We start from the raw sequence: 21,832 nt of genomic DNA, 5'->3' as shown, positions 1-21,832 counted from the left end.
TCAGACCGAGCGGGTGATACCACCATCGACCCGGATGTTTTGTCCGGTGATGTATCCGCCTCCCTCAGAAGCCAGCAGAGAAATCACCGGCGCGATTTCGTCGCGACTGCGCCCATAGCGGCCCATCGGAATCCTGTCGCGGAAGTCCTGTTTCTCGGGCAGGCTGTCGATGAAGCCGGGCAGCACATTGTTCATGCGGATGTTGTCTGCCGCGTATTTGTCGGCATAGAGCTTGGTGAAAGCCGCGAGGCCAGAGCGAAATACGCCCGAGGTCGGAAAGGCCGGGTCCGGTTCGAATGCGGCGAAGGTTGAGATATTGATGATCGATCCACCGCCTTGGGCCTGCATGATCGGGGTCACCAGCCGGGTCGGGCGGACGGCGTTTAGAAAATACACCTCCATCCCCAGATGCCAGTCGTCATCCGACAGATCCAGCACCGCGCCTTTTGGGCCATGCCCGGCTGAATTGACCAGAACGTCGATCCGCCCCCAATGGGACATGGCCGCATCCACCAGCCGTTGCAGATCGTCGTTGGATTGGTTGGACCCGGTTATACCGACGCCACCCAGTTCCCGGGCCAATGCCTCGCCTTTGCCGGATGAGGACAGGATACCGGTTTTGAACCCGTCAGCGGCCAGCCGACGGGCCGCGTCAGCGCCCATCCCGCTGCCGCCGGCTGTGATCAGGGCAACTTTTTCGGTCATTTTCGCGCTCCAATTTGCATCTTTCCTGAGAATGAGCCGCGGCGCTGCGTTTGACCAATCAGTTCTTCTGCTCTAAGCCTGTAGAAAATCTACTGTGTGCGGATATGCCAGCCCTTCCACCTCTGAACGCTTTGCGTGCTTTTGAAGCTACGGCCAGACATCTGAACTTTCGCCTTGCAGCGGAAGAACTGGGCGTCACGCAAGGGGCTGTGGCGCAGCAGGTTCGGGGGCTTGAGGCGCGGTTGGGCGTTGCCCTGTTCGACCGGATGCCGCGCGGTCTGCACCTGACGGAAGAGGGCCGCAAGTTCAGCGCGCCGCTGGGACGCGCGTTTCGCCTGATCGAAAACGCGGTGGAAGAGGCGGCAGACCAGCGTCGGATCACGATATCCGTGACACCCAGTTTTGCGTCGAAATGGCTGGTGCCCAGGCTGTCGGATTTCACGGCGAAGCACCCGGATATTCAGGTTCAGATCGATGCACAGGAACATCTTGCCGAATTCGGCAAGGACGGGGCCGACATCGCTGTGCGCCACGGTCAATCGCATCTGACATCCGATCTGCGGGCCGAGCCCTTGTTTTCAACCGAGCTTATTGTGGTTTGCGCGCCAGATCTGGCCGGGCGCGCGTCTGATGTGCCGGATTTGTTGGGGCATACGTTGCTTAGCGATTCACATGGACTTTGGCCGCTGTTTCTGGAACATGCCGGGGTGGACGGAAGGCCGCGCATGATGACTTTCAACCACACCAGCCTTGCAATTGATGCGGCTGTGGCGGGGCAGGGGTTTGCCCTGGCAGATGCGGCGCTTGTCGGGTCCGAACTGACCTTAGGCCAGTTGGTCAAACCCTTCGAACAGGTGCTGAGCGGTGATCCGGGGTTTTACATCGTGACCCCGAGGAAGCCGCGCCAGCCCAAACTGGTCGAAGCGATGCGGCGTTGGTTGCTGTCACAGGTCTAAGCGTCCGTAGCGCGCTCGGCGGACCGAGCGTTTGCTGTTCCCCCGACCGTGCAAAATGGGACCGCGAAAATTTACCATTCCAGCCATAGACGCGGGCATTAGGCTCCTCTAACGTCGCCCCGATCCCCAGTGAACCCTGACAAACAGGCGCGAGGTAAATTCATGGATTATCACAGTCCTGCCAGCTTTGCCGAAGCATCGGCCCTGGCGGCAAACGCAACGGGCATAACGCGATTTCTGGCAGGCGGCACCGATGTATTGGTGCAGTTGCGCGCCGAACTGGTGACGCCCGACACGCTGATCGATGTCAAGAAAATCAACGGTGTGCATGACATCACCCGCAACGCGGACGGCAGTTGGACGCTAGGCGTGGCAACCACCGGCGCGGAAATGAGCGAGCATGCCGAACTCGGCCGCGACTGGCCCGGCGTGGTCGAGGCGATGGACCTGATCGGCTCGACTCAGGTTCAGGGGCGCGCGACTTTGACCGGCAATCTGTGCAACGGGTCGCCTGCGGCGGACTCGGTGCCTGCCATGGTGGCTGCGGGTGTGACGGTCACGGTCACCGGACCGGATGGCACCCGAGAGGTCGCGGTTGAGGATATTCCGACCGGACCGGGCAAAACCTCGCTGGCGAAGGGAGAGTTGGTGTCCGCCGTCAACATCCCCGCCCGTGGCGACAACGCAGGCGACGCCTATCTGCGGTTCATTCCGCGGACCGAGATGGACATTGCGGTTGTCGGCGTCGGGGTCAGCCTGCGTCTGGACGGCGATACCGTAACCGAAGCGCGTGTGTCTTTGGGTGCCGTGGCACCGACTGTTCTGCTGGTGGAAGACTGCGCCACGGCGATCATTGGCAGTACGCTGGACGATGCAGCGCTTGACGCGCTGGCCGCTGCGGCCTCTGCCGCCTGCAACCCGATTGACGACAAGCGTGGCACAATTGAATTCCGCACCGAGGTCGCAGGCGTTCTGGCCAAGCGCGCCGCAAAGATCGCCTATGCCCGTGCGAAGGGAGAAGATGTATGAGCAAGCTCCACGTATCCACAACCGTGAATGGGGACACGGTCGAATACCTGTGCGACCCGCGCGAAACACTGCTGGACTGTCTGCGCGACAAACTGAACCTGACCGGCGCGAAAGAGGGCTGCGGCACCGGAGACTGCGGGGCCTGTTCGGTCACAGTTGACGGTCGTCTGGTCTGTTCCTGCCTTGTGCTGGGGGTCGAAGCGGACGGCAAACAGATCGAAACCGTGGAAGGGATTGCAGACGGTGACGTGCTGCATCCATTGCAGCAGAAGTTCATCGAGCACGCTGCCCTGCAATGCGGCATCTGCACGCCCGGCATTCTGGTGGCGGCCAAATCGCTGCTGGAAAAGAACCCGGACCCCACCGAGGAAGAGGCGCGGTATTGGCTGGCAGGCAACCTCTGCCGCTGCACCGGGTACGACAAGATCATTCGCGCCGTGATGGAAACGGCAGCAGACCTGCGGGAGGCGTCATAATGGCTCTGGACGATCGCAAATCTGACTTCACCTTTGTGGGCACCCGCCCGAACCGCCCCGATGGTTTGGACAAGGTCACGGGCCGTGCCAAGTTCGGCGCGGATATGTCGGCCCCCGGCATGTTGCACGGCGCGGTTCTGCGCTCGCCCCATGCCCATGCGCGGATCGTGAAGATCGACACCTCGAAAGCCGAGGCGCACAAGGACGTCAAAGCCGTCGTGACACGCGCCGATTTCGCTGACGTGCCCTTTGCCCCCGGTCTGGCGGGCGAGTTCTGGAACGTGCTGGAAAACGTCATGGCCGGTGAAAACGCGCTGTATGACGGTCACGCGGTCGCAGCGGTTGCCGCAAGTTCGGCTTTGGCGGCCCGCGATGCGCTCAAGCTGATCGAGGTTGAATACGAAGTTCTGCCCCATGTCACCGATGTAGACAAAGCGATGGCAGCGGACGCGCCGGTGATCCGCGAAGGGGCTGCGGATTACTCGGTGCCGCAAGGCATGCATCCGAACGTTGTCCGCTATCACGAAAGCGGCCATGGCGATGTCGAGGCTGGCTTTGCCGAGGCTGATCTGGTCATCGAAGACAGCTTTGTGACCGAGGCGACGCATCAGGGCTATATCGAACCGCATGCCTGTCTGGGTATGCTGGGCAATGACGGCAAGGGTGAGCTGTGGTGCACCACCCAGGGCCACTGGATCGCACAGAAAACCTGCGCCGCGCTGCTGGGCATTGAGACCTCGCAATTGCGCGTAACCGCGTCGGAAATCGGCGGAGGGTTCGGCGGCAAAACCACCGTTTTCATTGAACCCGTCGCACTGGCGCTGAGCCGCAAGGCCAACCGTCCGGTGAAAATCGTTATGTCGCGCTCCGAGGTGTTCCGGGCCACCGGTCCGACCTCATCCGCGTCGATGGATGTGAAAATCGGGATGAAGAAGGACGGCACGATTTCGGCGGCGCAGGGCGTGTTCCGCCTGCAAGGCGGGGCCTTCCCTGGTGCGCCGGGCGACATGACCGCCATGTGCGCCTTTGCGCCCTATAACCTGACCAACGTCAGGCAGATCGGTTATGACGTCATGGCCAACCGTCCGAAACAGGCGGCTTATCGCGCTCCGGGCGCGCCGATGGGGGCCTTCGCCGTCGAATCGGTGATCGATGAGCTGTGCAACAAGCTGGGCCTCGACCCGGTTGAGGTGCGCCTGAAAAACGCCGCGCATGAGGGCACAAGGGCCAGCTACGGCCCAACCTTCGAACGCATCGGCCTGGTTGAAACTCTGGAAGCCGCCAAGGCGCACCCCCATTACGCGGCCCCACTGAAACCGGGGCAGGGGCGTGGGATTTCCTGCGGGTTCTGGTTCAACCACGGCGGCGAAACCTCGGTATCGCTGGCGCTGTCCGAGGACGGCTCGGCCCAGTTGATGGTCGGAACGCCCGATATCGGCGGCTCGCGCGCGTCCATGGCGTTGATGGCGGCCGAAGTGTTGGGCATTCCGTACGAGAACATCCGCGTCACCATCGCCGACACGGCAACGCTGGGTTATAACGACGTCTCGCACGGAAGCCGCGTGACCTATGCCAGCGGTCTGGCGACCATCAAGGCGGCGAAACATGCGGTTGAAAAGCTGTGCGAACGCGCGGCGGCCAAATGGGGCATCCCTGTGGACGCGGTGAAATGGGAAAACGGCTGCGCGGTTCCTTCCGGGCCCAATGCGGGCGATTTCGATCCCTTACCGCTGGCCGATATCACGGCGAACATGGGTCGCACCGGCGGTCCGATCTCGGGGCATTTCGAGGCCACCCCCGAAGGCGCGGGCGTGTCCTTCGGCACCCATATCGTCGATGCCGAGGTCGATCCGGAAACCGGCAAAACCTCGATCACCCGCTACACGGTCATTCAGGACGCAGGCAAGGCGATCCACCCGGCATATGTCGAAGGCCAGTATCAGGGCGGGGCTGCACAAGGCATCGGCTGGGCGCTGAACGAGGAATACATCTATGGCGAGGATGGACGGTTGCAAAACTCGGTCTTCCTCGACTACCGCATCCCGGTCGCCAGCGACCTGCCGATGATTGACACAGTGATCGTCGAGGTTCCGAACCCCGGCCATCCGTTTGGTGTGCGTGGGGTCGGCGAGACAGGCATCGTGCCGCCCCTCGCTGCCATCGCCAATGCGGTGTCGAACGCGGCAGGGGTTCGGATGAAACAACTGCCCATGTCACCGCCGCGCATTCTGGCTGCGTTGAAGGACAATGATTGACGTCCACCTCTGGTCTAGCCTCCGGTCACTGACCGGGGGCAGGCAAGTGGTGACGGTCGAGGCCACCACCACCGGAGAGCTGTTGAGCGCCCTGGTGCGCGCCTACCCGCAATTGCAGGCCCCCATCGACGCGGGTGTGTCCATCGCCATCGACGGGCGCGTCATTGCAACCGGCCTGACCGAACCTATCCCGGAAGGCAGCGAAGTTTATCTGATGCAGAGGTTGCGGGGCGGTTAGCCCTTGGGCGTCCAAGGCGCGCGCCCGACCATACGGTCAGCCTCGGCTGTGATGTCGTTCATATGCGCCTCAAGGCTGAGGCGAAGGGTCTCAAGGGTGTCTTCGCTGGCCTTGCGCGGTACGGTTTCCGTCCACTCACGGCACAGAAACACGCCTTCGTTGCGCCACGGGCGCGGCATCAGCAACCGGTCCCAGGTTCCCGCCTCGCGCCCGTGTTTGGCGGAAAAAGTGATGCCGAACACGCGCTTGCCCGAGGTGCGCGCCCATACCAGAGGCACGGTCGACAGAACCCGTTCCGGCCCTCGCGGACCGTCCGCGGCGATTCCGATGGAAATGCCCTGCTTCACTTTTCCGATCACTTCGCGCGACACGGCAATATTGTTGGAATTTTTGCTGGTCATGGCGATCGTGTCCATGCCGAACAGCTTCTGCACCCGACCTACCATGCTGCCTGCCCGCGCCGAGGACGTAATTGAACAGATGCGCCCTTTATCCAGCGGAAAGAAATAAGGGGATTGGGCCAGCCGCTGGTGCCAGAGGACGACAATGACCGGCTCACCCTGTTCGGCCAGCTGGTCCAGCTCCTCATACCCGATGCGCTGCCAGCGCGTGTTGCGGTTGACCATCCGGATATAGCTGGCAATCCGCCGCGCGGTCCAGTTCAGTACGGCTTCGCTGTCTGCGATCTTCTTGCGGAGGCTCACACCGGGTTCCTTTTGCTGACCAGACCTTGTCTTACCCAACTGCACGGCCCGCGCAACTTGTTTGTCAGATTGCGAAGTATGAGAGATTGTAAAAAAGCCTCTTGAGTCCGCCGCGCGGCTGGCCTATTTGGGGCCTCACCATAGGGGTATAGCTCAGTTGGTAGAGCGACGGTCTCCAAAACCGTAGGTCGCGGGTTCGAACCCTGCTGCCCCTGCCATTTCCAAACCAATCACGTAACTGTATCACCGCGCTCGTCACTGACCTCGGCGCGTTTTTTGTGCGTTTGAAAGAGCGTGTGAAGCAGGGTTCAAATCAAGCCCGGCATCGTTTCCACCTTATTAGGTGGTCGGCCAGGTTTCAGGGAGAACCTTTGCGGCCAGCGAGCAGGACCCAGCAAAATGCGGGGTTTGTACACGTCGTTGCTGAAAGAGCTGGGCCACAACAACGGTAAGGACAAAGAAACTGCCATCACCATTTGGTCTGTAGGTCAGCGTAACATCCTGGGCTCTCGCTGTTAGTCCCTGTTGATTAGAGCGAAAGAGGGGTTGCAAACTTTGCCAACCCAGCGACAGCAATTGGGGTCGCAAATACTGATACCCCGGTGGGCGTAGTACATAGGCCATAGGTCGGCAAACAGGAAACTGCCTTAACGCGTCTGACGAGCGAATTTAGGGCCGGTGCGGCGAAATGCCGAGCAAATTAATCGGCCAGACCTTCTTTCTTGGCGTCAGCCTCAAGGTCTTTCCAGAATTTCAGCGTGGACTTGAAAGTGGATTCCAGTTCTTTTTCGACGGCCTGCGCCGGTTTCGGTGGCAGTTTGGCCAAGGCTTTTTTGACACGCTGTTTGGCCTTCTGAATTTGACCCACCCTCTGTTTGATCCGCGCCTTTACTTCCTTTTTTGCCTTTTCCACTTTTGCGTCGGACATTGCTTTTTGCACTTCCTCCAGCCCTTCTTCAGCGCACATTTCCACGACCGCTTGCTCTACTTCGGCATAGGCTTTTTTCTCGGGTGCTGGCGCTTGTTTCACGGACCATTTCGCTTTTGCTAGGGCCGTTTCGGCACGTTTCTTCGCTTTTTTCGCGCTGTGTTTCACGGCTGCCGGCTTTTTCTTTTTTCAGAATGCGTTGACCTTCTTTTGCGTTTGAGGATCAAGTTTAGGCATGGGTTACTCCATTGAACGGACTATGAAATTTGAGGTGGGCGCCAGGGCTTGAAATATCTGGGTATCGTTCAGGCGCGCCATATTTGAAATAATCTTAACTCGAGTCCGCATTCCGACAAAGGAACCAATTCACATAGGAAATACACGAAGGCTAGAGAGGCTGGGTGAGCCCTTGCCTAAACCTTGCTGTTGGGACGCAGGCCACGAGCAGCCTGCCACCGGATGGGGCGAGTTGCTTTCCTGCATTGAGGGAAGGGTGGGGCAAGATGTGCCGGGGGCCTAACCTTCGCGAACAGCACCTGCAACCACGTAAGGCACTGGTTTCGCTGAGTAGAGTTGCAGAAAGTCGCTCTAAAGCCGTTTGACGACTCTGTGGTACAACTTTTTCAATGGATGTCGCCGAAGGTTGGCAAGCTTTGTCTCCAACAAATTTGTCTTTCTTGTTTCTACCTCAAGGCGCTCTTCCAACTCCTTGCGACTCAACCTTGCATGCTTGGTGCCAGCTGGGTTCAATCCCCGGAAATCACGTCTTTTTTCATTTTCAACGTATCTAAAGAAGACGGCCATAATTCGCATTAGGGTTTGAGTTTCGTCTTCTTGGTTGTCCTGTTCTGCCGTTGGCTCGGTGAGTGGGCTTCCCTTGATTTGTTGATTAATAAGTGCCGTTTGTTTTGCAAATTTCTGATTGACGATAGCAATGTCATCCGGTGATGGACCATGACTAAATTCGAGTTCCGGGGAAGCCTCGATCAGACGATCCGCAATCAGCGGATAAGTTGCATGATCAAATACGCCGTTTATCATTCGAAGAAACTGACTTTCGCGTTCAGTTAACGATCGATTGACCCTGAGAGGGCTCACTGTTGGCCAGTTCCCAGGTGGTAGGTTCAGAACCTTTTCCAAGAAGAAGCTGCATATGTCGCGTTTGGCATCGTCGTAGTTAAAGACATCAAAGGTCAAACCCAATCTTTGGGCGGCTAAAATCTCTTCCATAGTTGCGCCCATAGTGTCTTCTGCGGCTTCAATAAACTGACGAAAGTCACCGGTAAATCGACCGCGTTTGATGCCTTGCTGCCAGCTTGAAAATAATAGCTCACTGTAGTTTCTGGCAAAAAACACGATGTGAGTTGCAAAGCCCAAGTTTTGCAACTCCAACGCAAATTCTTTCAAACGCTTGCTGTCAAAAGCCTGCAGGAATTCGCTTGAGATCAGGACATGCGGCTCATTCCTTTGAAACACCGCCAAATTTCGAGCGACAAAGTCGCCTACCGTTTCTCGAACAGCCTCTTTTCTTTTGAAGATACTTGTTTCTTCGATGTCTTTTGCCAGGACGGAACCCAGGGGCGTACCGTTGCCGCCTGTGGCCTTTCCCTTGATAGCATCGGTCAAATCGACCAGAGGTGGATAGTAGATTCCCGCTTGAGATAGCTCTTCAGTGTGTCGGGCAAAAAACGTCTGAAGTGCGGACGTGCCTGTTTTGGCGTGCCCCACGTGCAAATAGACTATCTTCTTATTAGCTTCTTCCTGATTTGCCACGTCGCCCTCTGCTATGTGTTGAACCTTGTTCCCACGTGGAAATTTGGCCCTGCTTCTTATTTTGCCACCAATCGCGCGACCGAACCGCGTTTTCATGGCATTGCCGACAATCAGATACCTGACCAAGAATTCAACTTTGTTTAAACAGCGTCACAGTTGGAAAGCCAAGCCAGTGAGGGCTGCCGCCGTTGGCTAGCCTCAGATCGGCCACTTGGCTACTGCTACATGTTACAAGTCTATTGGTAAGCCCGAAGCGTGCAGATTGGCTGCCTGCCGCTGTCACTTCCCCTAAACAGGTATCTTGGGCGCGGGCGTTCATCGCGCGGAACCCGGTTTCCTCTGGCGGATGAATGGCCTAATGTCCCGGCAGAACAGAAACCGGAAAGAGGGCCCATGTCGCGTTTCGATGGATATTTCCTGCGGCAATTGCTGATTCTGTTCGGCTTTTTCACTCTGGTCCTTGTCGGGGTCTTCTGGATTACCCGGTCTGTCAGCCTGTTTGACAGCGTGATCAGCGGCGGGCAGTCGGCCATGGTGTTTCTGGAATTCACTGCGCTGACCTTGCCAACTCTGATCCGCACCGTGATGCCAATGGCGGTGTTTGCGGCGGCGGTGTACGTCACCAACCGTCTGAGCCGGGAAAGCGAGCTGACGGTGATGCTGGCGACCGGGTCCAGCCCCTGGCGGCTGGCGCGGGCGGTGGTTCTGTTCGGCTTGATCACAGGCTTGATGATGGCGGTGATCAGTGTGTTTCTGCGCCCGGCCTCGGTCGAACAGCTTGAGATCAGACAGGCCGAGGTTGCAGGCGATGTGACCGCTCAGTTGCTGAATGAAGGCGAGTTCCTGCATCCGGCCGAGAATGTGACCGTCTATATCGGGCGCATCGATCTGGACGGCACGTTGAAAGAGGTTTTTGTCTCGGACCGGCGTGATCCGGAAAATGCGGTGAGCTATTCCAGCGCGACCGCCTATCTGGTCAACAATAGCGCGGGCATCCATCTGGTCATGGTGGACGGGGTCGCGCTGCGCCTGAACCAAGAGGGTCGGACCCTGTCGTCGACCCTGTTTCAGGATGCGTCCTACGACATCTCGGACCTTACGCGATCCGGTGGCATGACTCGCCGCAGTCTCGAGGCGATTTCAACCGCCGAGCTGATCTATGACATGAAGTCGGTGGAAGTGGCCGAACGGCACAGCCGGGGCCATTTGGTCGAAGAGTTGCACCAGCGATTCTCATGGATTGCCATCTGTATCGCGGTGTCGCTGGCAGGGTATTCGACCCTGATGCTGGGCAGCTTTTCCCGCTTTGGCCTTTGGCCCCAGATTCTGGGCGCCTTTACTATCCTGGTCCTGCTCGAAGGGGTTCGAGGTTTCGTGTCACCAGTTGTCATCGATGATCCAAGGCTGTGGGGTCTGCTTTACGTTCCCGCTGTTATCGGAGTGATCGTGTCGGCGCTGTTCCTGCTGATCGCGGGCAGGCCTTTGTTGCGCAAACGGACCCGAGACGGGACGCCATTGCCCTCGCCAGCCTGAGATCACTGGCGGAGGTCAGACAGGCATTGCAGGATGTTCTCGACCTCTTCATTGTCCGCGCGCACCACCAGATACACCGGCAGCATCAAATCGCGCGCGCCCGTCACGCGCAATAACTCGCCCGAGTTCAAATGCTGCGTGATGACATAGTCGGGGAAATATCCATAGCCGCCGCGCTGTAGAAGATAGCGCAGGGCCATCAGGCAATTGCCCAGAAATATCGTCTGCCCGGATGCGCGGCGCGCGGTGGATCTGACGTGATCCTGATAGGCCTCGCCCAGTTCTATGTTGACGAAAACCTGATCGGATTCCGTGTTCGTCTTGCTTTCAACCAGACACAGGCGTTCTGGCGGAAGTTCGTGACAGATCACGCGCCGGTCCACGGGTCTTTCGTGGGTCAGGGCGGCATCCAGAACATGGGTTGCAACCGCATCGACCATGTTCAGGTCGTGGTCATAGTTCAAGGTCAGCAGCAATTGCCCGAACCGCTGTTCGAAGCGCACGGCCAAATCCACCAGCAACGGGTCCCACACGCTGAGTTGGGCACCAAGGCGCAGCGCCAGCCGGTTGTGAACCTGATCGGGCAGATCATTGGCTGCAAAGGACCACAGGGACAACATCTGCTCGGCATAGGGTTTGAACTGACGGCCATACTCGGTCAAAGCCGTCCCTCCGGCCCCGCGCGAGAACAGGGGTTTGCCCGCCGCCTCTTCAAGCGCGCGTATCCGGGCGCTGACGGCGGTTTGTGTGACGTTCAGCTTGCGGGCGGCAGCGTGAAATCCGCCGGTCTCTGCCACACATAGAAAAGTTTCCAGAGCTTTGGTTTGCATATCGAAAGTATTTTTTGATCGATCCGATAAAATCAATTCATTTTTTTGGATGGCCAGCGTGCAGTATTCTGATGCCAACACGCAAGCCAAAGGACATGTCATGCTGGACAAAAGCCACAAACCCACCTGGACCAGTTTCGAAGAGGCGACCAAAGCCGACTGGGACGCCGTTATGGAGTATGAAGAGGCGTATAACGCGGCCCTGCCGGATCGGATCCTGGATGCAATCCGGTCGCTGGACGAGGACTGGACGCCCTATCCGGTGAACCGTTATCAGCACAGCCTGCAGGCCGCCACGCGCGCTTATGAGGATGGGGCGGATGAGGAACTGGTGGTCGCCGCGCTGATCCATGACACGGGCGATATTCTGTCGCCGTACAATCACGGTGAACTGTCAGCGGCGATGATGAAACCCTATGTCAGCGAGAAAACCTATTGGATTCTCAAACATCATTGCGTGTTCCAAGGGTACTATTACAACCATCACCTTGGCGGCGACCGCAACGCGCGGGACAAGTATCGCGACAGCCCCCATTGGGAGGACTGCCGCTATTTCTGCCATGAATACGATCAGAAAGCGTTCGACCCGGACTATCCGACCAAACCGCTGGAATTCTTTGAACCCATGCTGCGCCGTGTCCTGAACAAGGGCGAAGGGCACATGGAACTGAACGAAACGGCCGAGGGTTAACAGGCCGCCATCAGGCGATAGACGATCTGCGCGGCGGTAAAGTCCCAGGCGGCATTGCCATCCGGGGCCAGTTCGACCACGTCGAAGCCCACGCATTTACGCCCTTTCAGGGCGTGTTCGACCAGTCGCAGCGCCTGATAATAGCCCAGGCCACCGGGGACGGGCGTGCCCGTCGCGGGCATCTGCGACGGGTCCAGACCGTCGACGTCGAAGCTGACATAGACCAGCTCGGGGAAATCCTCGGGCAGGTCGACCGCGTGGATGTTGCCGGTGACCAGTTCCTCGGCGTCTACGTGGAAGACGTGGTTCTTTAGGCGGCTTTGCGCCTCTTCGGTGGAAAAGGCACGCACGCCGAACTGGGCCAGCCGGACGCCTTCTTCGGCCAGCAGGTGCATGACCGAGGCGTGGGAGTGCTTTTCACCCTGATAGGCGTTGCGCAGGTCGGCATGGGCGTCGATCTGGACGATGCCGATGGGCTGACCCAACGCCCGCGCCACGCCCATCACTGCGCCGTAGCTGAGCGAGTGTTCTCCGCCCAGCGTCACCGGCACCTTACCCGCGCGAATGGCAGTTTCGGTGCGTTCGGCGATGCGTTCCATGATCTCGGACAGGGCGGCGTCGCAATCGACGGGCTCTTCGGTAAAGATGCCTTCGACGCAGGGCTCGGCGTGGCCGGTGATGCGTTCCAGTTCGTTGCTGGCCTCGATGATCGCATCGGGGCCTTTGGCGGTGCCTGAACCGTATGAGACGGTGCGTTCCAGCGGCACGGGGATCACGCGGAACCGGGCGTCTTCGCTGCGCTCGGATGCGGTCAGTTCACTGTCGAGGAAAATGCTCATGAGAGGCGGTCCTTAAAGTCGTCATAGCCGAACTGTTTGATGATCTTCAGCGCATCCGTTTCGCTGTTCCATAGGGCGATGGTCGGCAGGGGAACACCGTTGAACGTGTTGGTCTTGACCATGGAATAGTGCGCCTGATCGAGGAAGGCAAAGCGCTGGCCGATCTCCAGCGGTTTGTCCCATGTGTAATCGCCGATCACGTCGCCCGCCAGACAGGATGGACCGCCAAGGCGGTAGGTGTGGCCAGCCTCGGCCTCGTCCATGAGGGCAGGGCGATAGGGGGCCTCGATCACGTCGGGCATATGGCAGGTGGCCGAGATATCGGTGATCGCAAGCTTCATGCCATTGGTGGGCAGGTCGAGGATTTCGCCGACCAGAATGCCCGCATCCAGCGCGACGGCCTCACCGGGTTCGAGGTAGACGTCGATGTTGTGTTTTGCGCGGATGGCCTTGATGAAAGCGACCAGCCCGTCGCGGTCATAGTCATCGCGGGTGATGTGATGCCCGCCACCGAAGTTCAGCCATTTGAGCTGGTCCATGAACGGGGCGAGTTTGGGTTCGACGGCGGCCCATGTGCGCTGTAACGGCTCGAAGCCCTGTTCGCAGAGGGTGTGCATATGCAGGCCGTCGACTCCTTGCAGCGTCTCAGAGGTCATTTGGCTGACCGGCGTCCCAAGGCGCGAGCAGGGCGCGCAGGGGTCGTATTTGGGGATCTCGCCTTCGGAATGTTCCGGGTTGATGCGCAGGCCCACCTGCACATTGGCGGCTTGGGCTTTGGCGAGAAAGCGGTCCTTCTGGGCCGGGCTGTTGAAGATGATGTGGTCGGACAGCGACAGGATTTCATCCATGTCGGCGTCTTTGTACCCGGCGCAGAAGGTGGCGACCTCACCGCCATATTCTTCGCGGCCCAGACGTGCCTCGAATATGCCGCTGGCGCAGGTGCCGCCGAGATGCTGACGCACCAGCGGGGCCAGCGAGAACATCGAAAACGCCTTGAGCGCGCTGAGGACATGCGCGCCGGACCGTGCGCCGATATCGGCGAGGATGGTCAGGTTGCGTTCGACCGCCCTTTCATCGACCACGAAGCAGGGCGTGGGGACGCGGGCGAGGTCGAAATTGCGGAAGGCGCCGGCGTCTCCGGCTTGTGTGGTCATCATGTCGGACATAACCGGCGTCTCCTGAATTGGAGAGGCCGGGGGGCCAGCCCCCCGGACCCCCCGGAGTATTTAGGAAAAGATGAAGTTAAAATTCGACCGGGCCGTCAAGCTCGTGGACCTGCCAGGGCAGACCGTGTTCGTTCAGCATGTCCATGAAGTTGTCCGGGTCCAGCTGTTCCATGTTCCACACGCCGGGTTCGCGCCAGTTGCCTTTCAGCACCTGAGCGGCACCGATCATGGCGGGGACGCCGGTGGTGTAGCTGACGGCCTGACTGCCGACCTCGGCATAGCATTCTTCGTGGTCGCAGATGTTGTAGATGTAGTAGGTCTTCTCGCCTGAGCCGTCCTTGGCCTGACCTGTGGCGATGTCGCCGATGCAGGCCTTGCCCTTGGTTTCCGCGCCCAGATCGCCGGGATCGGGCAGCAGGGTTTTCAGGAACTGGATCGGGATGATTTCCTTGCCGTCATGCATCACCGGGTCGATGCGGGTCATGCCAACGTTTTCCAGCACCTTGGCGTGAGTAATGTAGGCGTCGCCGAAAGTCATCCAGAAGCGGGCGCGCTCGATCTCGGGGAAGTGGGTCGAGAGCGACTCCAGTTCCTCGTGATACATCAGGTACATGTTCTTGGGGCCGATGGCGGGGAAGTCGAACTCGACCTTGTGGGTCATGGCTGGGGAGTGTTTCCACGCGCCACCTTCCCAGTGGCGCACTTCGGCCAGCACTTCGCGCAGGTTGATCTCGGGGTTGAAATTGGTGGCAAACTCCTGATCGTTGCTGCCGCCATTGGCGTCTAGAACGTCAATCTGGCGGATGGTGTCCAGCTTGTGTTTCTTCAGCCATGTGGCAAAGACGGAGGTCACGCCCGGATCGAAACCCGAGCCGAGGATGGCTGTCAGGCCGGCCGCTTTGAACCGTTCCTGATAGGCCCATTGCCAGTGGTATTCGAACTTGGCCTCATCCTCGGGCTCATAATTCGCGGTGTCGAGATAGTGGATACCGGCCTCGAGGCACGCATCCATCAGCACCAGATCCTGATAGGGCAGGGCAAGGTTCACGAGGATTTCCGCCCCGGTTTCCTTGATCAGCCTGACCGTGTCCTCGACCTTATAGGCGTCCAGTTCGGCGGTTTTGATGTCCACGCCGACGCGGTCCTTGACGGCTGCGGCGATGGCGTCGCATTTCGATTTCGTGCGGCTGGCCAGAGTGATTTCGGTGAAGATGTCCGAATTCATCGCCATCTTGTGCACAGCAGCGTGGGATACGCCGCCTGCGCCGACAACCAGTGTTTTGCCCATGGTGTCCTCTCCTCTCGGGTTATTCGTAATAGGTGTAGCCGTTGATGCTGTCGCGGTAGGCGGCCATCAGGGTTTTGCGGTCTTTGGCCAGCAGAGTACCGGTCGAGATCGCCTCGTCCACCATTTTGCGGAAGGCGGCGACGCAGTCCTGCGGGTCGAACTCGACATAGGACAGGACTTGACTGATGGTGTCGCCCTCTTGTTCGTGCAGCAGGTCAAAGCCGCCATCGGCGCGCAGGTCGATGGTGACAACGTTGGTGTCGCCGAACAGGTTGTGCAGATCGCCCAGTGTTTCCTGATAGGCACCGACAAAGAAGACGCCCATATAATATTCGCCATCCTCGGGCAGGGAATGCACCGGCAGGCTGGGCGAAACACCGTCAGCCAGAATGAAACGGTCGATCTTGCCGTCGCTGTCGCAGGTGATGTCGGACAGGACCGCGCGGCGGTCGGGGGTGTCGTTCAGCCCTTGCAGTGGCACGATCGGGTGCAGCTGATCGATGGCCCAGACATCAGGCAGGGACTGGAACAGCGAGAAGTTGCAGTGGTAGATATCGGCCACTTTCTCAAGCTGGTCGTCCACATCCGTGTCCAGCTCGTCGCTTTCCGCCAGCGCCTTGAGGCGGGCCATCAGCGACAGGTAGATACGTTCGGCACGGGCCATCTGGCGCAGGTCGACATAGCCGCGTCTGAACAGCGCGCGCAGTTCATTGCGATAGAAATTGGCGTCATTCCAGCATTCCTGCAGCCGGTCGCTGGACAGGTAGCCATGCACGGCGGCAAGGTCCGAGACCATGTGATGGTCGTCGGGTTCAACCTCGGGGCCGTTGGGGGCGTCATAAAGCGTGCTTTCCAGCACGTTGAACACCAGCATCGAGGATGTCGCAACCACCGCGCGGCCGCTTTCGGTGACCAGCGTGGGGTGGGGCACCTCGGCCTCGTCCAGCGCATAGGCAACGGTTTCGACGACGTTGGCGCAATATTCCTCGACCGTGTAGTTGATCGAGTTTTCGGCGGCCTTTTTCTCGCCTGTATAGTCCACGCCCATGCCGCCGCCGAGGTCCAGATGGGTCAGCGGAACGCCCTCTCGGGTCAGTTCGGTGTAATAACGGCACGCCTCACCCACGGCGCGGCGCACGTCGTTGACGTCCTGCACCTGGCTGCCCAAATGCGAGTGCTGCAGTTTCAGGCAATGCAGCAGCCCGGCCTCCTTCAGCTTGTCCACGGTGGCCACCAACTGGTCGGTGTTCATGCCAAAGGCGGATCGGTCGCCCGAGCTTTCCTCCCATTTGCCGCTGATCTGGTTGGTCAGTTTCACCCGCGCGCCCAGCAGCGGTTCGATGCCCAACTCGTTATAGACCTCGATCACCGTGTCGGCCTCTTTCGGGCTTTCCAGCACGATCACCGTATTGAAGCCGATCTTGCGGCTGAGGATGGCAAGCTGGATGAACTCGGCATCCTTGACGCCGTTGCAAACGATCAGCGCGTCGCGCGACAGCCGATGCGCCAGGGCAATGACCAGTTCGGGTTTCGACCCGGCCTCGAGCCCATAATCGTATGTCTTGCCGAATTCGACGATCCGGTCGACCACCTGCGCCTGCTGGTTCACTTTGATCGGAAACACGCCGCGATAGGCCCCTTGGTAGCCGGTGCGGGCAATCGCATCGCGGAAGCTTTCGTTCAGATGCGCAATCTCGTGTTCCAGATAGGATGTCACGCGCAGCAGCATCGGGGCCTTGATGCCGCGGTCGTCCAGATCGGTCAGGATGCCGGGCAGGCTGATTGCGTCGGCCTCGGGGGCCATCGGATTGCGCAGACCGATCTCGCCCGCCTCCGTCACCTCGATGAGGCCCTTGCCCCATTTCTCAACCCCGTAGATGGAATGCGGTGCGTCGGGCGTGTGTTTCAATCAAGTCAGTCCTTGGGTCAGGGGTGCCGGTTTCGCGCCCGCCAATACGGCAGCAGTTTGATTCTTCCAAGTGTAAACTATGTGACAGGGATTGCCGAATTTTATGCGAAACTGCGGATCGGGATCAGATGGTTGTCCCATTGGCAATCAGACCGCGTCAGGATCTGTGTCCGCGGCCCGTCCAGCGTGCCGACAAGGCCGGTTCCTGCTGTGAAGACCAACCCGCCCGGACCGGCCCCGAGACCGCAGACATCGTTCAAGGCGAAGGCGTCCATGAAGGTTGCAGTCTGCACATCGAACCGGTGCAGAGCGTTGCCGCGCGGGCAGGTGATGGCGATGGCCGCCCCATCGGCTGAAAACGCGATACTGCCTGCATATCCCTGCAATTGGCTTTGATCCGCTTCGGGGGCTGAGATCAGGGTAACAGCCTCACCCCGGCGGTGCAGACCTACAAGCGGAGGATGCTCGGACGCGCTGCCCTGCCATTGCATCGCAAAACCGACAAGCCCATCATCGCGCACGGCCAGATGCCGGATCGAGTTCTTGTGCATGGCGCGCGGCAGTTCCACCTGTTCCAGCAGTGTTCCGGACAGATCGAGGTAACTCAGATTCGGGCGCATCACCGGCAGGTTCAGTTTGGTGCGCCCGGTGTCGGGATGGGTTTCAATCCCGCCATTGGCAATCACAATCGATTGCCCATCCGGCATCAGGCGCATGTCATGGGGGCCAATGCCGCCCGACGAGAACTCTCCCAATCGTTCAAAGCTGTCCGCGTCCCAAATGCTGACCTTGCCGGTACCGGCTTCATAGTCGTTTTCGGTGGCAAAGAAGTGCATGCCATCGGCCGAAAACGTGCCGTGACCATAGAAATGTCGCCCCTCCGGGGCTTCAAGCCGGGCCAGTTCCGTGCCGTTGGCGCAATCGATCACAACGGCGAAAGTTCCGGGGCGGCGCGCGAAGGCGACAGCCTGCGCTTTGTTCGGATGTGCGGCGGCGGCGTGGCCGCGCGCGGGCAGGGGCAGGGCGAACAGGATATCTCCTTCGGCGGTCAACCCCGCCAGACGGAATGAACCGTCGGGGAACAGCCCTGCAGCCAGATAGTCTGGCGCGCCAACGGATGCCCATCCCCGGATCGGGGTGATGCTCGCCGCCGCCAACCCGGCAAGAAAACGCCTGCGACTGGTCAAGGCTCAGTCCCCGTCCAATGAGTTGAAGCCTGCGCTGATCCCAAGTGTCGGGCCAAGTTCGGTTGAGGCGATGGTGCGGATGTCGGTGATGGATTGTTGCAGGGCTTCGATCCGAAACCGCGCCGCAGGGTCCGCCACGCCGGCCAATGCCGGGTCATCAATCGATTGTGCAGTGTCTATCGCGCGGGCGAAGGCGGCGTCCAGATCCGCGGCGACCTCGGGGTGATCAGAGGACAACCGCGCCGCCAAATCGCGCAGCGCGATCAGCGACAGTTCCACATGCCGCAAGGATCGTTCAGAGCGTCGCGCCTCGGCTCGTTTGGGGCGCGGGCGGTCGAATGTTCCGAGCGGTCGCCCCAGCCGTGTTGCTGCGGTGAACTCAAGACCGGTCGAGAGCGCTTTGAACAACTCCTGCAGTGCCTCGTCCTGTGTTCGATAGCGGCTGTCATCGCCGGGTTGGGTCAGGCTGGGGGCGTAGGCCTGCCAGTCTTCGGCCATCGCATGGGCGTTGACGCCAATATCTGCCGCGATCACCTGAATCAGGGCGCAGCGGTAGTCGGCGCTGCCCTGATCGGCAAAGGCGGGGTCAAACAGCATTCGTTCCAAGGCAAAAAAACCACGCCCAGCCACCGAGGTTTCGGCGTAGACCTCAACGCTTTCAACGGCCGCGTCTTCGGCGGCGATGTGCTGCGACAGGGCTTTGGAGGTAAACCCTTTGGTGTCGGGCCAGAAGGCCATGGCAAAGGCGCGGTCATCCACCTCGGTCGGCCCAAAGCGTAAATGGCTGACGGAAATCCAGCCGTCAAATGCCGCGCTATAGGCCGCGCGCAAGGCGGGTGAGGTTGGTTCGCAGTCCTGCTGTGCAGTCTCGGCCAGCGCGTCAGCGGTATCCGCCAGTTCTGCGAATCGGGGCAGGATATGCGACTGGGTCGCATCCAGCAGGATTGCGGAACGATCCTGTGCCAAAGCGCTAACCGGTAGCATCAGTGATGCGGCGATGAGGGGCAGTATGCGCATGTCAAAGGCTCTCAAGGAAACGGATCAGGGCGTCCCGGTCGGCCTTGGGCATTGAGACGACGGCATGGCGCGCCGCCTGCGCCTCGCCCCCGTGCCACAGGATCGCCTCCAGCAGATTGCGGGCGCGCCCGTCATGCAGGAATTGCGTGTGGCCCGAGACTCGTTCGGTCAGGCCAACGCCCCACAGCGGAGGCGTGCGCCATTCGCGACCGGTTGCGCGGGCTTCGGGGCGGTTGTCGGCCAGACCTTCGCCCATGTCGTGCAGCAGCAGGTCGGTATAGGGCCAGATCAACTGAAAACTCTGTTCGGGCCGGTCGTCCATGCGGTGTGTCACATGGGACGGCGTGTGGCATGCGGTGCAGCCCGTGGTGTAGAACACCTCTTTGCCGCGCAGAACCTCAGGGTTATCTACGTCGCGGCGGCCGGGCACGCCCAGATTGCGGCTGTAGAAGGCCACAAGATCCATGCCGATCTGATCGATCTCAAACCCGCGCGTGTCATCATCGCCATGCGGCGCGTCCGTGCAGGTGATCTGCGCGTCGGTACAATCCCCGTGCGGGGCCGGGAACAGTGGGCTTGAGATGCCGATATCCCCGGCAAAGGCCGCCGCTGACTGCTCCATGATCGTTGGCATGCCCGCCTTGTGCCCAAACCGGCCCATCATGGGGGCATTGTATTCTGCCGACCAGACGATGTTCGCCCGGCCCGAGATCCCATCGCCATCCGCATCTTCGGGGTCGGCTTTGGCCAGCAGATCATCGACCGGGATCGCCTCCAGCAAACCAAGGCCGATCATCTGCGGCGCGACGCGGGGGCTGAGCATCGCATCCGGGTGCAACGGACCATAGCCCAGATCGGCGGCCCGATAGGTCGGGCGGCGCAACGACACGATTTCGCCGTCCGACAGCGCGACCGGGACCTCTTCGTAAGTGATGTCCAACTGGTATTCCGCCGGGTGTCCGGCCAGCGCGAAGTCTTGCATCTGGCCACCATATGTCGGCTCTGGCAGGGTCGCGATATAATCCTCGATCTCGGGAAAGCCGTCGTTTGGGCCGCCCGGTATGGAGACTCGCAGGAACATAGACACCGCATTGTCATCCGGCCCGTTCGGCGTGTGCCCGCGCCCGTCCTTGATGTGACACCGCTGGCAGGACCGCGCGTTGTAAAGCGGACCCAACCCGTCAGATGCCAGCGTCGATGACGGCGACGACACCCAGATTTTCTTGAACAGCCCGTTGCCGACCTTGAAATCAAGCTCTTGCTCAAAGCTTAGGTTGCCCGAGGGTTGGGAAAACGCATCCGCATCGTTGCGCACGCGAACCGTTGCGGCCCCGGCGGGCAGGTCTTCGAACCGCTGCGGCACGCTGAAGTCCTGCGGCGGTGCAGTGACCGCCTCAACGCGGGCGCGTTCGTCATCGGTGCGGGGGGTGATGTTCAGGTGAAGGTCCTGCAGGGGAAGGTTTTGGGTTTCAGCAGGCAGGGCCGGGGTGGCCGCCAGGGCGGCCACTGACAGGGCAAAAAGACTATTCGCCTTCGTCCATTTTCGATGCGTTGAGTTGCGCATAATTGGCTTCGCCGATCCTTTCGTACAGGTCGAGCTGCGTTTCCAGGAAGTCGATATGGCCTTCCTCATCTGCGATCAATCCTTCGAACAGCGTCATAGAGACGTAGTCCCCGGCTTCCCTACAATAGTCGCGCGCTTCGGCATAAAGGGCACGAGCGTCCAGTTCGGCGGCCAGATCACACTCCAACGTTTCCTTTGGGTTCTGACCGATACGCAGCGGGTCCAGCTTTTGCAGGTTCGGGTGACCTTCCAGAAAGATGATGCGCTCAATCAGCTTGTCCGCGTGCCCCATCTCCTCGATGCTTTCTTCGCGGCTTTTCTTGGCCATATGGCCAAGGCCCCAATCTTCCTGAAGCCTGTAGTGTAGCCAATACTGGCTGACCGCGGTCAGTTCATGCCGCAGGGATTTGTTGAGATATTCTATGACCTTGGGATCGCCCTTCATCAGCTTTCTCCTGTGATACTCCGCTGCGCAACGCGCGGAGTTGCATGGGGACTTCCAGATTATCGCTTGAACGCATCGTGTCTAGGAAAAGCGGCATGCACCCGCCGCAATCCGCCGACTTTCCGAGGGCGTGGTAGATTTTGCCCGGCGTGATGATGGCCTGCGAATCCGCCGCGCGCATCCAGTCAATCGCGGCGCGGATGTCGTGGTCAGAGATGTTGGTGCAGTGGCATACGATCATGGCGAATCGAGGCTCGTTAGATTTCTTACTTAAATAGTAGGTTATTTGTTTCAGGTCC

General features: G+C 59.8%; 21 protein-coding genes and 1 tRNA gene. 8 read left to right on the top strand and 14 right to left on the bottom strand.

Features of this window, described 5'->3' with window-relative positions; translation table 11 throughout:
• Positions 1-705 carry an SDR family oxidoreductase gene (locus ACR0E6_RS09160; protein WP_170622931.1) on the bottom strand — a complete coding sequence of 235 codons (705 nt, stop codon included), beginning with the start codon at positions 703-705 and terminating at the stop codon, positions 1-3.
• Between the two features lie 104 nt (positions 706-809).
• On the opposite strand from ACR0E6_RS09160, the gene ACR0E6_RS09155 reads away from it, so the two are divergent.
• The 5 genes from ACR0E6_RS09155 to ACR0E6_RS09135 all read left to right on the top strand — a co-directional run bounded on the left by ACR0E6_RS09155 (position 810) and on the right by ACR0E6_RS09135 (position 5,659).
• Positions 810-1,661: a LysR substrate-binding domain-containing protein gene (locus ACR0E6_RS09155; RefSeq protein ID WP_480582528.1), complete on the top strand. Its 852-nt coding sequence runs from the start codon at positions 810-812 to the stop codon at positions 1,659-1,661.
• A gap of 162 nt (positions 1,662-1,823) precedes the next feature.
• Positions 1,824-2,690, top strand: coding sequence for an FAD binding domain-containing protein (locus ACR0E6_RS09150; RefSeq protein WP_480582526.1), 867 nt, complete (start codon positions 1,824-1,826; stop codon positions 2,688-2,690).
• On the top strand, positions 2,687-3,166 hold the full coding sequence (locus ACR0E6_RS09145; protein WP_170452503.1) for a (2Fe-2S)-binding protein: 480 nt from the start codon (positions 2,687-2,689) through the stop codon (positions 3,164-3,166). Before ACR0E6_RS09150 ends, ACR0E6_RS09145 begins: the two co-directional genes overlap by 4 nt.
• On the top strand, positions 3,166-5,421 hold the full coding sequence (locus ACR0E6_RS09140) for a xanthine dehydrogenase family protein molybdopterin-binding subunit (protein WP_480582524.1): 2,256 nt from the start codon (positions 3,166-3,168) through the stop codon (positions 5,419-5,421). The genes ACR0E6_RS09145 and ACR0E6_RS09140 overlap by 1 nt, the downstream gene beginning before the upstream one ends.
• Entirely contained in the window at positions 5,414-5,659 is a 246-nt protein-coding gene (locus ACR0E6_RS09135; protein ID WP_170521810.1) for a MoaD/ThiS family protein, read from the top strand. Before ACR0E6_RS09140 ends, ACR0E6_RS09135 begins: the two co-directional genes overlap by 8 nt.
• On the opposite strand, the gene ACR0E6_RS09130 is transcribed toward ACR0E6_RS09135, so the two are convergent.
• On the bottom strand, positions 5,656-6,363 hold the full coding sequence (locus ACR0E6_RS09130; protein WP_170622939.1) for a DUF374 domain-containing protein: 708 nt from the start codon (positions 6,361-6,363) through the stop codon (positions 5,656-5,658). The two genes, ACR0E6_RS09135 and ACR0E6_RS09130, sit on opposite strands and share 4 nt — an antisense overlap.
• Before the next feature lie 142 nt (positions 6,364-6,505).
• On the opposite strand from ACR0E6_RS09130, the gene ACR0E6_RS09125 reads away from it, so the two are divergent.
• Positions 6,506-6,581, top strand: a tRNA-Trp gene (locus tag ACR0E6_RS09125).
• Between the two features lie 482 nt (positions 6,582-7,063).
• On the opposite strand, the gene ACR0E6_RS09120 is transcribed toward ACR0E6_RS09125, so the two are convergent.
• Together ACR0E6_RS09120 and ACR0E6_RS09115 are read right to left on the bottom strand one after the other, a co-directional pair.
• Positions 7,064-7,459 carry a hypothetical protein gene (locus ACR0E6_RS09120; RefSeq protein ID WP_170622941.1) on the bottom strand — a complete coding sequence of 132 codons (396 nt, stop codon included), beginning with the start codon at positions 7,457-7,459 and terminating at the stop codon, positions 7,064-7,066.
• Between the two features lie 420 nt (positions 7,460-7,879).
• Positions 7,880-9,064, bottom strand: a complete 1,185-nt coding sequence (locus tag ACR0E6_RS09115; protein ID WP_480582521.1) for a hypothetical protein — start codon at positions 9,062-9,064, stop codon at positions 7,880-7,882.
• Between the two features lie 393 nt (positions 9,065-9,457).
• On the opposite strand from ACR0E6_RS09115, the gene lptF reads away from it, so the two are divergent.
• Positions 9,458-10,597: an LPS export ABC transporter permease LptF gene (lptF, locus tag ACR0E6_RS09110; RefSeq protein ID WP_480582519.1), complete on the top strand. Its 1,140-nt coding sequence runs from the start codon at positions 9,458-9,460 to the stop codon at positions 10,595-10,597.
• Positions 10,598-10,599: 2 nt separating this feature from the next.
• Here the strand turns inward: lptF and ACR0E6_RS09105 are convergent, their stop codons facing one another.
• The gene (locus ACR0E6_RS09105; RefSeq protein WP_170736377.1) at positions 10,600-11,427 is read right to left on the bottom strand and encodes a LysR family transcriptional regulator; all 828 of its coding nucleotides are present in this window, start codon (positions 11,425-11,427) and stop codon (positions 10,600-10,602) included.
• Positions 11,428-11,527: 100 nt separating this feature from the next.
• Between ACR0E6_RS09105 and ACR0E6_RS09100 the strand changes: the two genes are divergently transcribed.
• Positions 11,528-12,118, top strand: a complete 591-nt coding sequence (locus tag ACR0E6_RS09100; RefSeq protein WP_480583144.1) for an HD domain-containing protein — start codon at positions 11,528-11,530, stop codon at positions 12,116-12,118.
• Here the strand turns inward: ACR0E6_RS09100 and speB are convergent.
• The 9 genes from speB to ACR0E6_RS09055 all read right to left on the bottom strand — a co-directional run bounded on the left by speB (position 12,115) and on the right by ACR0E6_RS09055 (position 21,774).
• Complete coding sequence (gene speB, locus ACR0E6_RS09095) at positions 12,115-12,957, bottom strand: agmatinase (protein ID WP_170736375.1); 843 nt, start codon at positions 12,955-12,957, stop codon at positions 12,115-12,117. The two genes, ACR0E6_RS09100 and speB, sit on opposite strands and share 4 nt — an antisense overlap.
• On the bottom strand, positions 12,954-14,123 hold the full coding sequence (gene nspC / locus ACR0E6_RS09090) for a carboxynorspermidine decarboxylase (protein WP_480582517.1): 1,170 nt from the start codon (positions 14,121-14,123) through the stop codon (positions 12,954-12,956). The genes speB and nspC overlap by 4 nt, the downstream gene beginning before the upstream one ends.
• Before the next feature lie 76 nt (positions 14,124-14,199).
• Positions 14,200-15,411: a saccharopine dehydrogenase family protein gene (locus tag ACR0E6_RS09085; protein WP_480582515.1), complete on the bottom strand. Its 1,212-nt coding sequence runs from the start codon at positions 15,409-15,411 to the stop codon at positions 14,200-14,202.
• A gap of 19 nt (positions 15,412-15,430) precedes the next feature.
• Positions 15,431-17,320 carry a biosynthetic arginine decarboxylase gene (gene speA / locus ACR0E6_RS09080; protein ID WP_480582513.1) on the bottom strand — a complete coding sequence of 630 codons (1,890 nt, stop codon included), beginning with the start codon at positions 17,318-17,320 and terminating at the stop codon, positions 15,431-15,433.
• Positions 17,321-17,421: 101 nt separating this feature from the next.
• On the bottom strand, positions 17,422-18,507 hold the full coding sequence (locus tag ACR0E6_RS09075; protein ID WP_480582511.1) for a DUF1513 domain-containing protein: 1,086 nt from the start codon (positions 18,505-18,507) through the stop codon (positions 17,422-17,424).
• Between the two features lie 3 nt (positions 18,508-18,510).
• Entirely contained in the window at positions 18,511-19,524 is a 1,014-nt protein-coding gene (locus ACR0E6_RS09070; RefSeq protein ID WP_480582509.1) for an imelysin family protein, read from the bottom strand.
• Position 19,525: 1 nt separating this feature from the next.
• Positions 19,526-21,088 carry a di-heme oxidoreductase family protein gene (locus ACR0E6_RS09065; protein WP_480582507.1) on the bottom strand — a complete coding sequence of 521 codons (1,563 nt, stop codon included), beginning with the start codon at positions 21,086-21,088 and terminating at the stop codon, positions 19,526-19,528.
• Positions 21,048-21,533 carry a bacterioferritin gene (gene bfr, locus ACR0E6_RS09060; protein WP_170452473.1) on the bottom strand — a complete coding sequence of 162 codons (486 nt, stop codon included), beginning with the start codon at positions 21,531-21,533 and terminating at the stop codon, positions 21,048-21,050. The genes ACR0E6_RS09065 and bfr overlap by 41 nt, the downstream gene beginning before the upstream one ends.
• Positions 21,481-21,774, bottom strand: a complete 294-nt coding sequence (locus ACR0E6_RS09055; protein WP_170452471.1) for a (2Fe-2S)-binding protein — start codon at positions 21,772-21,774, stop codon at positions 21,481-21,483. Before ACR0E6_RS09055 ends, bfr begins: the two co-directional genes overlap by 53 nt.
• Positions 21,775-21,832: the final 58 nt, after the last annotated feature.

It is taken from the genome of Ruegeria sp. AP12, assembly GCF_056540025.1.
Note: the sequence above shows the minus strand (reverse complement) of the source record. Positions and strands in the feature narration are given on the sequence as shown.

Coding starts and splice junctions, on each gene's coding strand:
- ACR0E6_RS09160 (WP_170622931.1), bottom strand. CDS start 705: ATGACCGAAAAAGTTGCCCTGATCACAGCCGGCGGCAGCGGGATGGGC.
- ACR0E6_RS09155 (WP_480582528.1), top strand. CDS start 810: ATGCCAGCCCTTCCACCTCTGAACGCTTTGCGTGCTTTTGAAGCTACG.
- ACR0E6_RS09150 (WP_480582526.1), top strand. CDS start 1,824: ATGGATTATCACAGTCCTGCCAGCTTTGCCGAAGCATCGGCCCTGGCG.
- ACR0E6_RS09145 (WP_170452503.1), top strand. CDS start 2,687: ATGAGCAAGCTCCACGTATCCACAACCGTGAATGGGGACACGGTCGAA.
- ACR0E6_RS09140 (WP_480582524.1), top strand. CDS start 3,166: ATGGCTCTGGACGATCGCAAATCTGACTTCACCTTTGTGGGCACCCGC.
- ACR0E6_RS09135 (WP_170521810.1), top strand. CDS start 5,414: ATGATTGACGTCCACCTCTGGTCTAGCCTCCGGTCACTGACCGGGGGC.
- lptF (WP_480582519.1), top strand. CDS start 9,458: ATGTCGCGTTTCGATGGATATTTCCTGCGGCAATTGCTGATTCTGTTC.
- ACR0E6_RS09105 (WP_170736377.1), bottom strand. CDS start 11,427: ATGCAAACCAAAGCTCTGGAAACTTTTCTATGTGTGGCAGAGACCGGC.
- ACR0E6_RS09100 (WP_480583144.1), top strand. CDS start 11,528: ATGCTGGACAAAAGCCACAAACCCACCTGGACCAGTTTCGAAGAGGCG.
- speB (WP_170736375.1), bottom strand. CDS start 12,957: ATGAGCATTTTCCTCGACAGTGAACTGACCGCATCCGAGCGCAGCGAA.
- nspC (WP_480582517.1), bottom strand. CDS start 14,123: ATGTCCGACATGATGACCACACAAGCCGGAGACGCCGGCGCCTTCCGC.
- ACR0E6_RS09085 (WP_480582515.1), bottom strand. CDS start 15,411: ATGGGCAAAACACTGGTTGTCGGCGCAGGCGGCGTATCCCACGCTGCT.
- ACR0E6_RS09070 (WP_480582509.1), bottom strand. CDS start 19,524: ATGCGCATACTGCCCCTCATCGCCGCATCACTGATGCTACCGGTTAGC.
- ACR0E6_RS09065 (WP_480582507.1), bottom strand. CDS start 21,088: ATGCGCAACTCAACGCATCGAAAATGGACGAAGGCGAATAGTCTTTTT.
- bfr (WP_170452473.1), bottom strand. CDS start 21,533: ATGAAGGGCGATCCCAAGGTCATAGAATATCTCAACAAATCCCTGCGG.
- ACR0E6_RS09055 (WP_170452471.1), bottom strand. CDS start 21,774: ATGATCGTATGCCACTGCACCAACATCTCTGACCACGACATCCGCGCC.